Origin of the sequence: Exiguobacterium sp. RIT341 (genome assembly GCF_000632205.1) — a bacterium.
In the GTDB taxonomy this organism is placed as follows: Bacteria; Bacillota; Bacilli; order Exiguobacteriales; family Exiguobacteriaceae; genus Exiguobacterium_A.
On record NZ_JFYW01000011.1, the window covers coordinates 109472 to 124259 of the forward strand.

The window sequence follows — 14788 nt, forward strand, 5'->3', positions numbered from 1 at the left end:
TCTTGCAAAATTGCAACTATTTCGTGAAAATAAAGATACAAGAAAGGGGATTACATAATGCCGACACAAGCAGAATTACAACAGTACGCGTCTTTAGCAGTGCGTACCGGGATCAATCTACAGCCAGGACAACAACTTGAGGTGCGAGCGGGAATCGAGAACTTACCACTTGTTCGCGAAATCACACGTGTAGCATATGAAGTAGGTGCTACGCAAGTATATGTACAATGGTCAGATGATGAGATGACGAAAATCCGTTATTTTGATGCACCAGAAGACTCGTTTGATACATTCCCGGATTGGTTAAAAGCACGTTACGATCAGCTTGCAGAAGAAAAAACAGCATTCTTATCGGTCGTCAGCGAAGATCCAGATTTATTAAATGGTGTTGATTCAAGTCGAATCGCGCGTGCGAATAAAGCAGCTGGTATTGCTCTCGCCAATTGGCGAAAGTTCGTCATGAGTGACAATGTCAGCTGGTGTGTCGTAGCAGCACCTTCTGAAAGCTGGGCGAAGAAAGTATTCCCTGATGCAGAGGAACCGATTGAGGAACTGTGGGCAGCTATTTTGAAGGCAACACGTGCTGATCAAGCGGATCCGGTTGCTGCATGGGCGGATCATGATCATAATCTGCGTTCAAAAGCGAAATTCCTGACAGAGAAGAAATACAAAACATTGCATTATACAGCGCCAGGAACAGAGTTATCAATTGAATTACCAGAACGTCACGTTTGGTTAGGTGGCGGTGGTCCGAATGCAGATGGTGTTGATTTTATCGCGAATCTGCCGACTGAAGAAGTGTTCACATTACCGAAGAAGACAGGTGTTAACGGTCATGTCTCGAGTACGAAACCACTCAGCTACAGTGGTAACTTGATTGATGAATTTACTCTTTGGTTCGAGGACGGAAAAATCGTCAAAGCGGAAGCGAAACAGGGGCAAGAAGCATTGGATGATTTAATTTCACTCGATGAAGGTGCCCGGTATCTCGGAGAAGTCGCGCTCGTACCACATCGTTCTCCGATTTCTGATTCAGGTATTTTATTCTACAATACGTTGTTTGATGAGAATGCTTCGTGCCACTTAGCGATTGGTCGTGCGTACTCGACGTGTCTTGAAAATGGTCCCAGTCTTTCAGCGGAAGAACTAGAAGCACAAGGTGCGAACGACTCGATGACGCATGTCGACTTCATGATTGGATCCGCGGATCTATCAATTGAGGGAGAACTTGCAGACGGGACGCGTGAATCAGTCATGCGTGACGGAAACTGGTCGATCTAAACGAATAAAAAGGTGAGTCCGAATACTGGGCTCACCTTTTCTGATTAGATTATTATCATACTTCTTCCCCAATGATTTTTACTTCTGTCTCAAGTAAAATACCGAATTTTTCTTGGACGGTTTCTTGTACATGGCGAATGAGTGCAATGTAGTCAGATGCTGATGCGTTTTCGACGTTGACGATAAAACCGGCGTGTTTCTTTGATACTTCAGCACCACCGATGCGTGTTCCTTGGAGTTCACTATCTTGAATCAATTTACCCGCAAAATAGCCTTCTGGACGTTTGAAGACACTACCACAAGAAGGATATTCGAGAGGCTGCTTTGTTTCTCGTTTATGCGTTAGATCATCCATGACTTCCTTGATCAATGCTGGATCACCCTCCGTCAAAGCAAATCGTCCTTCGAGAATGATGTATTCTTTCTTTGAGAAACAACTCGTCCGGTATCCCAGTTCGAGTTCATCATGCGAAATGTTCAACAGATCCCCTTGTCGTGTCAAAACAGTGGCGCTATGAAGGCAATCTTTGACTTCTCCACCGTAGGCGCCCGCATTCATGATCAACGCGCCACCAATCGTTCCCGGAATCCCGCAAGCGAATTCAAGACCACTCAGTTGATGCGCATACGCAACACGAGACGCCTCGATGATTGCTGCGCCACTTTGAGCGACGAGTTCATGTCCTTCGACCGAAATGTCGGTTAACTTTTCAAACGAAAGAACGATACCGCGAATACCGCCATCACGTACGACGAGATTCGATCCGTTCCCGAGCAATGTCAAAGGGATGCCTCGTTCGTAAGCATATCTTACGACAAAAGCCGTTTCTTCATAAGACGTTGGGATGATGAAGAGATCAGCGATTCCTCCCATTTTTGTATACGTATGATATTTTAAAGGTTCATTGATCAGTACAGATTCTTTTGAAATGCCTTCATATAGCCCTGTCATTACTTGTTCAGTCATCATGGTCTCAGTCCTTTTCATAAATTCCTATCCAGCGCTTATGCGCTCAAAATATATTTTAACATTAATTGTGCAGTCGTTGTTCAACATACTGTTCCCAAAATACCGACTTATGCCGGGAATTGCAAGCACTAGAGAGTGAATGTCATCGATTAGTAATGAAAAACATCGCACAGGTAGAATAATAGGGAAGAGGAATGAAGGGAAAAGAACTCGGGAAAAGAAACATATAGAAGGAGGCGATGAGGATGGAAAGTGAACGATTATGGATGCGACCATTCGAAGAAGCGGATTTCAGCTTTTACAAGTCACTTGTTCAAAATGAGCAAGTCATGCGCTATATCAATGGTGGCGTTGCTCTGAGTGAAGATGAGGCACGAGAATGGTTCGATCGACAATTGGAACGATACTCGGATGAACGACAAACTGGTTTTTTGCTGTTATTCAAAAAAGAAACGAATGAACCAATCGGTTTCGCTGGATTATTGATGCAGGAAGTGGATGGAAAAGAAGAATTAGAAGTCGGTTATTGGCTCGAACCGAAGCACTGGAAAGTCGGTTATGGTCGTGAAGCAGCGAAACGTCTAATGATGGAAGCGTTTAATCGAGGGCATGATCGAATCATCTCGATCATTCATCCCGATAATCGTTCTTCTCAAAATGTCGCTCGCGCAAACGGTCTGAACTGGGAAAAAGATACGATTTTTAAAGACATTCCGGTCACAATCTATGCTGGACAATTATCACGACTTTGTCGTAACTAAAGAGGAGAGTTTTTATGTACGCATTCGCATTTGAGTCTTTTCATCACATGACACCCGATACGTTATATGCATTGTTGAAATTACGAATGGATATTTTCGTCGTTGAGCAGGAGTGTGCATATCCGGAACTAGATGATCAAGATCAACAAGCCACACACCTGATCGTACGTAACGAAAGCGGTCAAATCGTTGGATGTCTTCGGATATACAACCATCCGACAAAAGGATTAGCGATTGGCCGGGTTGCCGTTCATCGTACTCACCGATCAGTTGGATTGGCAAAACAAATGATGGAGAAAGCGATGGATTATTTGCAGGAAAAAGCTACGATCTACTTACAAGCGCAAGCGCACTTAGAAGGGTTTTACGGGTCATTTGGTTTCGAAACTGTATCCGAACCTTATTTAGAGGATGATATTCCACATGTAGATATGCAGTTTTACGCAAAGGATTCTAAAAAAGACTTCACGTCGTCGAAGGATAAACCGATGAATAAGTAGAATGAACTTTTCTCGGAGGTGGATCAGTCATGAAGAAAGTGCTGGTCATTTGCGCGCTTAGTTTAATCGGTATCCTCTCTTTAGGAGTCGGTATTTCGTATGCTCAATTGCAAGGGAATTACCGTGATTCTGAGCAAGAATTGATGACGATTTTAGAGCGACAACATGATTTATCGGCTTCCTCCTTTCTTGAAGTGCATGCCTCCTTTTCTTTACAGCATCGGCAAATCATACACGTCCGCCTTCGTGGCGAGCCTGCCATCACATACGAATTCATCCAACCAAAGGATGAAATCGAATATTATGGATCTGTCGGAACAAGTGTTGAAAAGACAGGGAAGCACGATGACGTCTTTCGAAATGCTCATCTAAAAGTCGGGGAAAAATAAAAAAATGGAGGATCTTCCGGAAACAACGGAAGATCCTCCATTTTTTGCTTTTAAGACGATCGGATATTGCGTACACTACGAAGAGATACTGGAATGAGGAGGTCGAGGGAATTATGTGGAAACCCTTTACGAAAAATCAATCAATTGCTCCGGCGTTGCAAGCCTTTCGGGAACTTGACGTTGAGATGTTTCGGACGCACGTTGCTCAACTGAACGATGCGGAACAACGTGCCTTACAATTCATTAAACGATCGCTAGAGCAGGATTCACCTGCTCATTTAGAACTAGCACTGGAGATGAAACAACCGTTCAGCGAAATCGATCGTCTGTTCCAAACGCTTGTCGCGTGTCAAAATCGTCAGCAGTTACTCGAGATGCTATTAGCGCACGGTCTTGACGTCAATCAAGTCTACACACTTGAGGGTCATCGCTCCATCGTCCGGCAGCCGCTTCACTTTCCTGTAGGTCTTTATGCGGCGCGTCATCCAGAGCTATGGACACTTGTCGCTACAAAATTGGATGTTACCTACACAATGCATCTTCAACGCAGTGATCAATTCATGGAGACGCATGAATTAAATCTGCTTGATCTCGTCTTATTACTTGATATCGAAGAAGAATTGACGATTCGAGTGCTGGATCAGCTGAGCGAATGCAAAGCGACCGTTGGGCTAGCAGAACGATTACAGCGCCCGACTTCACCGTTGTTGTTCAAAACAATTGAGGCAAATGCCTATCTTCCGACGTTCGTTTATGCGAAACATTACTTTCCATTCTATGCGTTGATTGGACGGCAAACGACGCTCTTTCCATCTTTATTAAAACGTGTGATGCAAGAGCCTGTTGCATCTGAAATCTGTAAGGATGCCTTGCTTGCTTTCCATAACCATCACCCTGGACTTGCTATGACAATGGGAGACGTCTATATCGAACAGTTATTCGGGATGGGTCTGGTGCTTCGTGACGTGGGGCACGTTGATTTTAGAAAAATGGATGCGGAGTATGTGTTACCTGAATACAGAGAGGTCGTCGATCGGTTAAACGATTAACGGGGGATGATCTGTACTAAATGTATGCCAATAAGAGGTTAACTGGATATCGCAAAACATCGTGGGACGATATAGTCGTAATACGTCTTGCTGTGTTGAAAGAAAAAAGACTTCAAACGTTTGAATGTTCGAACGTCGTAGTTTTTCCTGAAACGTATGGAGTATGCGACTTCCGTAGCCTTGACGTCTCAGCCCAGGTAGACAGGTGATTTCAAGAAGACGAATGTTCGGACCGAGTTTTTGAAATAAGAGTGTACCAACGATCAATTGCTTATCATAGACTAAATAAGGAACAGCTTTTCGTCTGATTAACTTTTCTAAATCAGCAACACTGTGAGGGAAGAAGTGGGTGGATCCTTTGAGGGCATCGTTACGAAGAGCCAGATACGTATCTTGATTGCGTTCATGAACAGCTTTCAAACGCAATGTGGCAGGTTGTCCGTCTGATAATCCGATCAAACGAAATTGTTCGGCATATAAACTGTAGCCAAGCTCTTTCCAAATCGAGGTTACAGAAAGGTCATGTGGTGGAGAAACTTGTACGTGAATTTGTCGACACCCTTGCCGAAGGGCATGTGTGTGTAATGAAATGGCGAGACGACGGAAGGCTTGAATATCATGAAAAGCTCCGTTCGTTAAACGAACGACATCATGTACGACATGATAGCCAAGTGTCGCCTGGATCTGACCAGACTCGACGTAAATCCATTGACACTCTTCAAGAGGCTGAAAAAATGAAACATCATACGGCTGTTGATGAGAATGTAGAAGTTGATGGACGTGTCGTCTTTGAACATGAGACAATTGACCGTAATACACGATAGGCAAATTAAATTCCTCCTTTAAGAAAGTGAAGATGGTTGCATCTCACTTTTATTTTACAGGAAATAAAAGGTATTTATATCTTTTGTTTCAAATAAAAAGTAGATGGATTCCTGAAGATAAGAAAGAATCGAGGCAAAAATATCATGAAGTATTTTTGGATCATCATTGGGTTATCAGGATTTCTAATCAGTGCGGATACATTGACAGTAGAAGCACGTGATTACGATGAACCGGGCGTGAGTAGTTCGACGACGTATGGTAATTATGGAACGGAAGACCATATCATCGTTGATCGAAAAGAACCAATTTATGAAGGATTCGATTCACCAAACGATATGGCATTTTTATTTGCCTGTATTGCTTTACTGGCAACGGTTGGACTTGGAATCGTTAATGCTTCTGATTGAGATGAATCTGCTCTGAGCCACGAGAATACAAAAAAGCAAGTGACGCTGTCCGTCACTTGCTTTTTTGTATAGTATGAGTGGTTAGGAAGAGAAGGATCCTTAAAAATGAATACGTTTTTTACGTCCGACGCGCTCTATACGATCATGCTCTTGTTCTAGTCCAGCGCGCTCGAGGAGGTCGAGATAATAACGAAAAGGAGTCGAACGATGCGAAAAGTAAGGAATATATTCTGTGAACAGCATTGTCTCCGCTCGTTCTAAGGCTCGTAGTGAAATCAGGGCATGCAACTCTGCAAAGCGAATTTCTTGATAAGTGGATAAAGCATCTGCATCGATTCGGACATGTGACTGTAGTTTTTTTGCATGCACGTTCAAGCAATTGATATAGGCTTCTTGGTGTTCTGCTGTCTCACAGTGGGCAAGTACGGCAAGTAAAAGATCACTGCGTTCGGTATCAACGTCCATTGGAACTTTCAAGGCAGTATAGAGCGCGCGTTCCATCCACTCGATGCCATGACTATCATTTTTATAATAACCGACTAATTCTTGAAAAAAATCGACTTGTGAGACTTTTAATAGTCGAAAAGGATCGTTACTTAAAAATAAAGGTTCTTCTCCGGCAGCTGACGAAAGAAGAAAGAAAAACTCCTCAAAGGCAATCTGGGTTCCATTTTTGCGATGTGCATAATGGCGTAAATGCTTCAGCAAACGTTTTGCGGTAATATACCAATTCTTTTGTTCGCGAAGCGGTACGATTGGGTTTGGCTCAAGGTACTGTAAGTCGTATGCCAATTGGATGAACCGATCTGTCTGTGCGATGGTTTGTTCGACGGTCGGTTGTTCCTGTTCTTTTTGCAAATCCTTATACTTCACGAACTGTGTCAACATGGCGTCAAACTCTTTCTCTTCGATGACTTGTCTCGGAAGTTGACGATAGATTTCGACGATGATATCGCGAAGGGTCGTATCGCCATACTGTTCCAATAAAAGACGTAGTTTCCGTATTCTCATGATCGACCTCCTTCGCCAAAAAAGCACAGTACAACACTATTCATTTCCCGCTTTTTTCATAAACCGAACCTCTTCATTTGCGCTTTTTAGTCAGAGACGACTATCTTAAATAAGAAGACTATTACAGAAGGGGACAATTACTCATGAATGAAACCATTCAACATTTACTCAACCACCGGTCAGTCCGGAAATTTAAACAACATCAATTAGACGAAAAGACAATCGAGACACTTGTTAAAGCAGCGCAGGCTGCATCGACATCTTCTTATCAGCAAGCCTATGCGATTATCGGTGTCGAAGATGAAGAATTGAAACGACAACTAGTCGACGTTGCAAGTGGTCAACAATACGTGGCAGAAAATAGTTATTTCTTTGTATTTTGTATGGATTACCACAAACACATGTTAGCAGCAGAACTAGCAGGGGGGGATGTAAGTCGGACGATCGAGACGACAGAAGCACTTGTTGTGGGGGCTGTTGATGCGGGGCTCGCTGCTCAAAATTTAGTCGTAGCTGCCGAGTCGCTCGGATATGGAACAGTCTATATCGGTTCACTGCGTAATGATGCCCGTCGTGTCAGCGAGCTCTTACAACTTCCTGATCACGTCGTACCATTATTCGGAGTCGCAGTTGGTCTTCCGGATCAGCAACCTGGTAAAAAACCCCGCCTTCCGATGGATGCGGTCTTCCACCGGAATACGTATACTGATGACGATACGATGCGTGACTTACTGGCACAATACGAAGAGTCGACGTCATCGTATTACGGAGAACGGACCGGTGGTCAACGGACAGAAGGGTGGGTCAAACAGATGGCTGCCTCGATGCACGAACCGAAACGGACGTATCTCCGCGAATTCTTGAAAGAGAAACAAATCGCAAAAGATTGATACGGAGGTATCTGAATGGCAGAACATCAACCACAGCGCTCCCGCTTGGAGCGACGACGCTTAGAACTAGAAGAGCAAGCAAAAGAAGAGGCATTTTCGTCGGAAGAGTCGATTGCTCATGAACCACTTAAGGGACAGCAGGGAACAGAAACGTACCATCGATATGTTGAAGAGCAACGACGGGACCCAAAAAGTACATCGCGTCGTTCTAAAAACAGCGTACTGAAACAGGTCGTACAGATGATCGGGAGCGCAGGCTCGCGATTGTTTTCTAATCAAGAACGCTCGAGACGTTCGAGAAAGACTGGGCGATCAGAGCAATCCGTGCAAAAAAAACCTGACGTATCTTCAAAAGAAGCCTATCCTAAAAAAATCAAGAAAAAACGTCGTTTTAAACGAAAGCTTCTTGGATTGTTTTTGCTGTTGCTCATCGCATTCGTTCTTTTTGCCTCACAACCCTTCACGTTTTTGTTGATCGGTAGTGACGCACGACCTGGAGAATCGTTACGCGGGTCACGTTCAGACTCCCTGTCGGTTATGCAATTCATTCCACTTTCTCGAACGATTCAGTTGACATCGATTCCTCGGGACACGTATACACCGATTTCCTGTGAGAATGGAAAGAAAGATAAAATCACACATGCTTTTGCCTTCGGTGGAGAAGAATGTACACAAGATGCCGTTTCTGGTCTACTCGATGAAGACATCGATGGAAAGATCGTCATCTCCTTCGATAGTTTCATCGGATTAGTTGATCAAATCGGCGGAATCGATCTTGTATCGACAGGAACGTTCTCCGAGCAGGATGCGAGTGGGAAAGCAAATCAGTATTCATTCCAGAAAGGAAAGGAATACCATATGGATGGTGCAATGGCACTTGCCTATTCGAGACACCGTAAAACGGACAATGACGGGGCACGCGCCAATCGTCAGTCGGAAGTCATCCAAGGCGTCGCGACGCACTTGTTGAAGCCAACTGGATGGTCGAAAATTCCGGCAGCGCACACGTATATGAAAGAAGAGATGAACCTCGATTTAAGTGTTCGTGAGATGGCAACAGCAGGTTTATCGATCGCCTTGATGTCAGAACGGAAACACTATGAAATTGAAGCCGTCAGTCAGCGATTGAATGGTATTTTCTATGACTTACCGAATGAGAAGGCACTGCAAGAACTACGTGATCGTCTCGATACGACGTTTTATGGTACCTTGAAGAACTAAAGGGGAGGGGTTTCCTTCCGGTCATTGCGGGTATAAATTGATGTACGTTGCTCCTTTGGTGGATCGTGTTAGGTCATCTCCGAAAGTAACGATTTTTGGACATGACATCATGACATTCCACGAAGGTGACTAACTTATCGAGGAGGGACCCCCCATATGAAAGTACTAGTTGTAGGTGCATCCGGTACGATTGGAGCGCGCGTCGTCAAATCGCTTGCCAAGGGTCATCAGGTCACGGTCATCGTTCGTCACGAACATCTGGTGGAACGATTCGAAAAACTCGGTGTCAAGGCACATTACGTCGATATTGAAACAGAACTCGAAAAAGTCATTGAACATGGAGTCGCAGGACAGGATGCAGTCATTTGTGCGGCGACCGCAGGAGTAGACGGCGAAGCAACGGAAATTGAACTGCTGGATCGGACAGTTGCCTTAAAAACGATCGATGCAGCTAAAAAAGCGCGTGTACGTCATTTCGTACTATTAAGTGCGTACGGTGCAGATCGACCTGAGCAATTTAAAAAGGATGTCTATCCGTTCTATGCTGCTAAGAATGCGGCTGAAGAGCAGATTGAACATAGCGGTTTGACGTATACGATCATTTGTCCCGTTGCCATCACGACTGGTGAAGGGCGCGGTTTGATTGAGGCAGATGAAGATTTGAAAGATACAAAGGATGCAACGATTTCGGAAACAGATGTCGCATCGATTCTCGTTGCTTCCGTTGATAATCGGTCAGTATTCAACCGACGTCTAGAAGTCAAGGAAGGGAAGACATCCTTGAATGAGGCCTTAGGCGGAACCGAGGCAGTCGGTAGCGTCAAAGATAACCGTCAAGTCAAAAAACAATTACCACGTTTTAACTAATCATTTAAAGAGCGTATCTAAATAAAATGAGGCGAACTCTTTTCTGTTTACAAAACAGAAGAGTTCGCTTTTTTGTTGATAAAAGAAGACGGTCGAAAAGAGGAAGTCTGCTACACTTAACGAAGAAGGAGGGGATTAGATGTGAAAAAAATGTTGATCTATCTGATCCTAGCGATCGCTATCATCGGCATTGCCTATCAAGGTTATCAAACATACGATGCGAAGCAAAAGAAAGTAGAACAACAACAAAAACAAGCATCACAAGGTGGTCTAGAGGTAGGGATGAAAGCCCCGAATCTATCCTTGCGTCAAGAAGGAAAAACAATCGATCTAGACGAAATTAATCATGATGTCTTTGTTATTAATTTTTGGGCGACGTGGTGTCCACCTTGCAAACAAGAAATTCCAGAACTAAATGCCTTTGCACGACATACGAATATACCTGTTTATGGCATCAACGTCACGACATCGGAGCGGCGTGTTTCAGATGTTGCCGATTTTCTGAAGCAGACACCTGTTGAATATTCTGTGTTGTATGATCGAACAGGAAATTCAGAAGACGCCTATCGTCTCGTAGCAATGCCCGCAACCTACGTATTAGATCGTAAAGGAACGATTCTTGCAAAACATGTCGGTCCTGTGACGGAACAGATGTTAAAAGAGATGGTGAAACGAACAGGAGGATGACAATGGAACTCCTATGCGACAACTGCTCCTTTCAACAAACATTTCAACTCGGTCAACTAGATGGGTGGCCGACGTTTCCTGCTGTCTTGACGCAAGGAGTTGAAGCGTTCATGACAGGTCTGCCGCTTTGGTTCGTACCGTCGATGCATGAACCGGTCTTACAGCGGACGTATGTGGACGACTGGAATCGTTTTCGTCTAATCCAATACTATCAGCTACATCAAGCAGAAGTAGCGGATGATTGGGTACCGTACCAATTAGACTTATATCATTGTCCAACATGTCACCAGTTTTCAAATCGATTTTGGTGTGCTTTATTTTTGCAATTGGATGTCGTACAGCCACAGTATGTGTGTCCAAACGATCAAACAATATTAGAACGAATCGAAATATCTGATGTCCATCAGTACCCTTGTCCGTCGTGTAGTCACCATTCCCTATATGTTCGTCGTTAAAGCGAAAAAGCCATTCGTTTCATGAAGGACTGATGAGAGAAATTTTTCTCTATAGTCGATGCATGATACCGAATGGCTTTTTATCGATCATCAGCCCATTTGCCGAAACGAAAACGTTTGAAAGGAAGAGGGTGATGAATTGCTGACATCTAACGTATAAGTCGTACCGTCAAAAATAATTGTATCGCCTAATCTTGCTTCAGGTGGTAAATAACGTCGTGGAATGAAGCTTGAACCATTTTCCCACAGTAGAACGGCATATTTACCATCAAGTCGCTCCAGCGTACCACGTTTGATCATATTAACTCCTCCCACAATTACATCGAAGTCGTTCCTCGATCGAACAGGAACGTACTCTCTCTCTATCATTCTCTGTAATTTTTATTCTTATGTTTGGTATATTCCCAGTTCGTTTCATCTTTACACATAATTCTTTAAAAAAACGTGATTCCAAGCCGTTTTCGTCGTAATTCGGACGTAATTAACTGGAAATAAAAGCGATAGTGGCAGAAAAAAAGATCCGATATGTCATATCGGACCTCTAATATGAAATAGACTTAAGAAGCGAGGGACTGTTTCGTTTCGACTTTAGTCGGACGAAGAAAAGCAAGTAAGAACGTAAACAATGGTGAAAGAAGTAAAAAGAATGCGAACGGGATGTATTCCGTTACCGGAACACCTAGTGTTGAAGCGAAGAATGCTCCGGAAACTCCCCACGGAATGAGTGGATTGACGAGTGTTCCTCCATCCTCTAGTGAACGAGAAAGGAAACGTGGATCAATCTGACGTTCTTCAAAAACCCGTTTAAATGCTTGTCCTGGCAATAAAATCGACAAGTACTGTTCTCCAGCCATCACGTTGACACCGATGGAAGATAAGGCAACAGCAGAGATGATACTTCCATCGCGTTTGAGTCGTGAAACGGTCCGTTCAATGATGACATCGATGACACCGATGCCGCGTAAAACACCACCGAAAGCGAGTGCGAGCATGACGAGGGAAACGGACCACATCATTGATTGCAAGCCACCCTTACTGATGATTGCTGCGACGGTTTTACTAGAAGATTCTAGTTTTAAACCGTTTTGAATGACGGCCATCCAATTTGAAACGTCCCAATTTCCTTGAACGAGACCTGTTAACAATAGACCACTTAAGACACCAGCTACAAGTGTCGGGATGACCGGCATCTTACGCAATGCTAGAACCATGACAAGTAAAGGAGAAAGTAGCGTCCATGGTGATAGATGGAACAAGCGGGCTAATTCCTCTTGTGTCGTTTGAACAGCAGGTGAATCGACCGTGCCACTGCTACGTCCAAAGATGAAGAACAAAATAAATGTGATCGTGATGGCAGGAATCGTCGTTCCCATCATGAAACGAATATGATCAAATACGGTAACGTTGACGATTCCCGGTGCAAAGTTCGTCGTATCTGACAAAGGTGACATCTTATCTCCAAAACATGCGCCACTGATGATAGCACCTGCTGCAAGTGCGGGATTGACACCTAACGCGATTGCGATTCCCATTAAGGCAACACCAACCGTACCGATCGTCGTAAATGAACTGCCTGTAAAGGTCGAAACGACCATCGCAATGAGAAGGGCGCTCGGTGCGAACCAAGTCGCCGAAAGAGTGGATAAACCAAAATGAAGAAGGGTCGGCACTGCGCCACTCATCATCCAGACTGCGATCGTTATGCCGACGAGTAACATGATTAAGATTGGTTTAATCGCTTCCCGAATACCTTGAATCATATGATGTTCAACGTCTTCGAACTTAAATCCACGATAAACAGCATATCCTGAGACGAAAATAAGACTGGATAAGATGGCAAGATGCGGTTCGGCTTTAGCACCGAATAACGCGGACAATAAGATGATGATGCTGATTCCTAGGATAGCTGCGGATTCACGGAATGACATGCGCATGCTTCCACCTCCTTAAAAGAATATGGATAGATGATAGTCCTCTGTTGCTAACACGCTTTTATGCATGAAAGCAATGAACAAACGTAATCTTAACGAATAATAACGTTGGCGTCAACTATAAGAGATTCGCCAATGAATTAGAAAAGAGTATAAATGTGACGATTTTTTGTCGTAAACGCTTTCCTTTTTTCTTTAAATCTTGCACAATAGGAAGTATCAGATGACATTTTTGTGAACGATGAGGAGGATACATATGTTTACAATGATTTTTGTAGTAGTCGTTGCGATCATGGGTGCAGGCGTATTTGGGATCGATCATCTCGTAGCACAACGTGCTGAAAAGCGTTAAATGAGTGAATATAAAAGAAGTGTTGAAGGGGCTGTCTTATAGAAGACAATCACTTCAACGCTTCTTTTTTGCATAAAAACTAATAAAAATTCAATTGACAGTATAAATATACATATGTTTAAATCGGTATAACATTCTTTGAAGGGGAGCGTACAGTTATGAAATGTACCATCATCGGAGTAACAGGATACACCGGAATTGAGCTATTAAGGCTATTAGAAGCACATCCTTCATTTGAAATCGTTTGTTTGATGAGTGATTCGATGGCAGGACAATCGATGAATGAGTTATTCCCATTCATGAATAAAAAAACGTATTCATTATTATCTTCCTTTTCCGTAGAACATTTAACGGAAACAGAGACAGACATAGTGTTCTTAGCGACACCGAGTGGAGTCTCGAAACAATACTTAGAACAACTTCAAAATTGGTCCGGTTACGTTATCGATTTAAGTGGTGATTTACGACTACCGTCTGAATCGTATGAAGCTTGGTATGATAAGGAACCAATTGATGCCCAGTTACAACAAAAAGCGACGTATGGTTTATCGGAATGGAATCGTCAAGCAATCAAAACGAGCAGATGGATTGCGAATCCCGGTTGTTATGCGACAGCGGTCCTTCTTGGACTAGCACCATTCGTAAAAGAGAAAAAAATCGATCCCTCTCAAATCATCATCCAAGCATCTTCTGGTCTAACGGGAGCAGGAAAGACGTTGACAACACAGACTCATCATGTCCATTCCAGTGAAAACGTTCGTTTATATAAAGTAAATCAACACCAACATATTCCAGAAATTGAACAGGCACTTTTGGAATGGACCGGTTCATCGTATCCGATCACGTTCTCGACGCAATTATTACCGATCAATCGAGGCATCATGGCGATCATGACGGTCCAGCCGTTCCTTGATCAATCAGAAGCAGAATGGCGATCCTGGTTGACGGAACAGTATGCAACGGAACCGTTTATACGTGTACAACACAGCGATCCGGAGATTAAGTCCGTCGTGGGTAGCAACCACTGTGATTTGACCGTCTATAAGGATGAACGGACAGGGCGCGTTACCATCGTTTCGGTCATCGATAATATGCAAAAAGGTGCTGCCGGACAGGCCGTTCAAAATGCCAACATTCTAGCAGGATTTGATGAAATGTCTGGTTTGACCCAACAACCGATCTTTATTTAAAC

Annotated in this window: 17 protein-coding genes; 12 read left to right on the forward strand and 5 right to left on the reverse strand. The window is 43.6% G+C overall.

Translation table 11 applies throughout. From position 1 onward, the window contains the following. The first annotated feature begins 57 nt into the window (after positions 1 to 57). Positions 58 to 1281, forward strand: coding sequence for an aminopeptidase (locus BW42_RS14180; RefSeq protein WP_035412507.1), 1224 nt, complete (start codon positions 58 to 60; stop codon positions 1279 to 1281). A 55-nt stretch (positions 1282 to 1336) separates the two neighbouring features. On the opposite strand, the gene murB is transcribed toward BW42_RS14180, so the two are convergent. After that, complete coding sequence (gene murB / locus BW42_RS14185) at positions 1337 to 2251, reverse strand: UDP-N-acetylmuramate dehydrogenase (protein WP_035412510.1); 915 nt, start codon at positions 2249 to 2251, stop codon at positions 1337 to 1339. A gap of 245 nt (positions 2252 to 2496) precedes the next feature. On the opposite strand from murB, the gene BW42_RS14190 reads away from it, so the two are divergent. From BW42_RS14190 to BW42_RS14205, 4 genes are all read left to right on the forward strand, one after another. Continuing rightward, positions 2497 to 3012, forward strand: a complete 516-nt coding sequence (locus tag BW42_RS14190; protein ID WP_035412512.1) for a GNAT family N-acetyltransferase — start codon at positions 2497 to 2499, stop codon at positions 3010 to 3012. Between the two features lie 14 nt (positions 3013 to 3026). Further along, a complete protein-coding gene (locus BW42_RS14195; protein ID WP_052019161.1) occupies positions 3027 to 3512 on the forward strand; it encodes a GNAT family N-acetyltransferase in 486 nt (161 codons plus the stop codon). A 29-nt stretch (positions 3513 to 3541) separates the two neighbouring features. After that, complete coding sequence (locus BW42_RS14200) at positions 3542 to 3901, forward strand: hypothetical protein (RefSeq protein ID WP_035412515.1); 360 nt, start codon at positions 3542 to 3544, stop codon at positions 3899 to 3901. Between the two features lie 113 nt (positions 3902 to 4014). Beyond that, positions 4015 to 4950, forward strand: coding sequence for a hypothetical protein (locus BW42_RS14205; protein WP_035412518.1), 936 nt, complete (start codon positions 4015 to 4017; stop codon positions 4948 to 4950). Here BW42_RS14205 and BW42_RS14210 read toward each other — a convergent pair. Further along, positions 4939 to 5769 carry a GNAT family N-acetyltransferase gene (locus BW42_RS14210; RefSeq protein WP_369792038.1) on the reverse strand — a complete coding sequence of 277 codons (831 nt, stop codon included), beginning with the start codon at positions 5767 to 5769 and terminating at the stop codon, positions 4939 to 4941. The two genes, BW42_RS14205 and BW42_RS14210, sit on opposite strands and share 12 nt — an antisense overlap. Before the next feature lie 149 nt (positions 5770 to 5918). On the opposite strand from BW42_RS14210, the gene BW42_RS14215 reads away from it, so the two are divergent. Next, on the forward strand, positions 5919 to 6182 hold the full coding sequence (locus BW42_RS14215; RefSeq protein ID WP_035412522.1) for a hypothetical protein: 264 nt from the start codon (positions 5919 to 5921) through the stop codon (positions 6180 to 6182). 99 nt (positions 6183 to 6281) lie between these two features. On the opposite strand, the gene BW42_RS14220 is transcribed toward BW42_RS14215, so the two are convergent. Then, positions 6282 to 7193, reverse strand: coding sequence for a hypothetical protein (locus BW42_RS14220; protein WP_035412525.1), 912 nt, complete (start codon positions 7191 to 7193; stop codon positions 6282 to 6284). Between the two features lie 143 nt (positions 7194 to 7336). Between BW42_RS14220 and nfsA the strand changes: the two genes are divergently transcribed. The 5 genes from nfsA (at position 7337) to BW42_RS14245 (ending at position 11313) form a co-directional block, all read left to right on the forward strand. After that, on the forward strand, positions 7337 to 8083 hold the full coding sequence (gene nfsA / locus BW42_RS14225) for an oxygen-insensitive NADPH nitroreductase (protein ID WP_035412527.1): 747 nt from the start codon (positions 7337 to 7339) through the stop codon (positions 8081 to 8083). A 15-nt stretch (positions 8084 to 8098) separates the two neighbouring features. Then, positions 8099 to 9304 carry an LCP family protein gene (locus BW42_RS14230; protein WP_035412530.1) on the forward strand — a complete coding sequence of 402 codons (1206 nt, stop codon included), beginning with the start codon at positions 8099 to 8101 and terminating at the stop codon, positions 9302 to 9304. Between the two features lie 156 nt (positions 9305 to 9460). Continuing rightward, positions 9461 to 10171, forward strand: coding sequence for an NAD(P)H-binding protein (locus BW42_RS14235; protein ID WP_035412533.1), 711 nt, complete (start codon positions 9461 to 9463; stop codon positions 10169 to 10171). Between the two features lie 150 nt (positions 10172 to 10321). Next, on the forward strand, positions 10322 to 10858 hold the full coding sequence (locus tag BW42_RS14240) for a TlpA disulfide reductase family protein (protein ID WP_231496927.1): 537 nt from the start codon (positions 10322 to 10324) through the stop codon (positions 10856 to 10858). 2 nt (positions 10859 to 10860) lie between these two features. Continuing rightward, positions 10861 to 11313, forward strand: a complete 453-nt coding sequence (locus BW42_RS14245) for a hypothetical protein (protein ID WP_035412539.1) — start codon at positions 10861 to 10863, stop codon at positions 11311 to 11313. 90 nt (positions 11314 to 11403) lie between these two features. Here the strand turns inward: BW42_RS14245 and BW42_RS14250 are convergent, their stop codons facing one another. Then, positions 11404 to 11613: a DUF3006 domain-containing protein gene (locus tag BW42_RS14250; protein ID WP_023467214.1), complete on the reverse strand. Its 210-nt coding sequence runs from the start codon at positions 11611 to 11613 to the stop codon at positions 11404 to 11406. A 257-nt stretch (positions 11614 to 11870) separates the two neighbouring features. After that, positions 11871 to 13247, reverse strand: a complete 1377-nt coding sequence (gene nhaC, locus BW42_RS14255) for a Na+/H+ antiporter NhaC (protein ID WP_035412543.1) — start codon at positions 13245 to 13247, stop codon at positions 11871 to 11873. Positions 13248 to 13754: 507 nt separating this feature from the next. Here nhaC and argC point away from each other — a divergent pair. Then, entirely contained in the window at positions 13755 to 14786 is a 1032-nt protein-coding gene (gene argC / locus BW42_RS14260; protein WP_035412545.1) for an N-acetyl-gamma-glutamyl-phosphate reductase, read from the forward strand. Positions 14787 to 14788 lie beyond the last annotated feature (2 nt).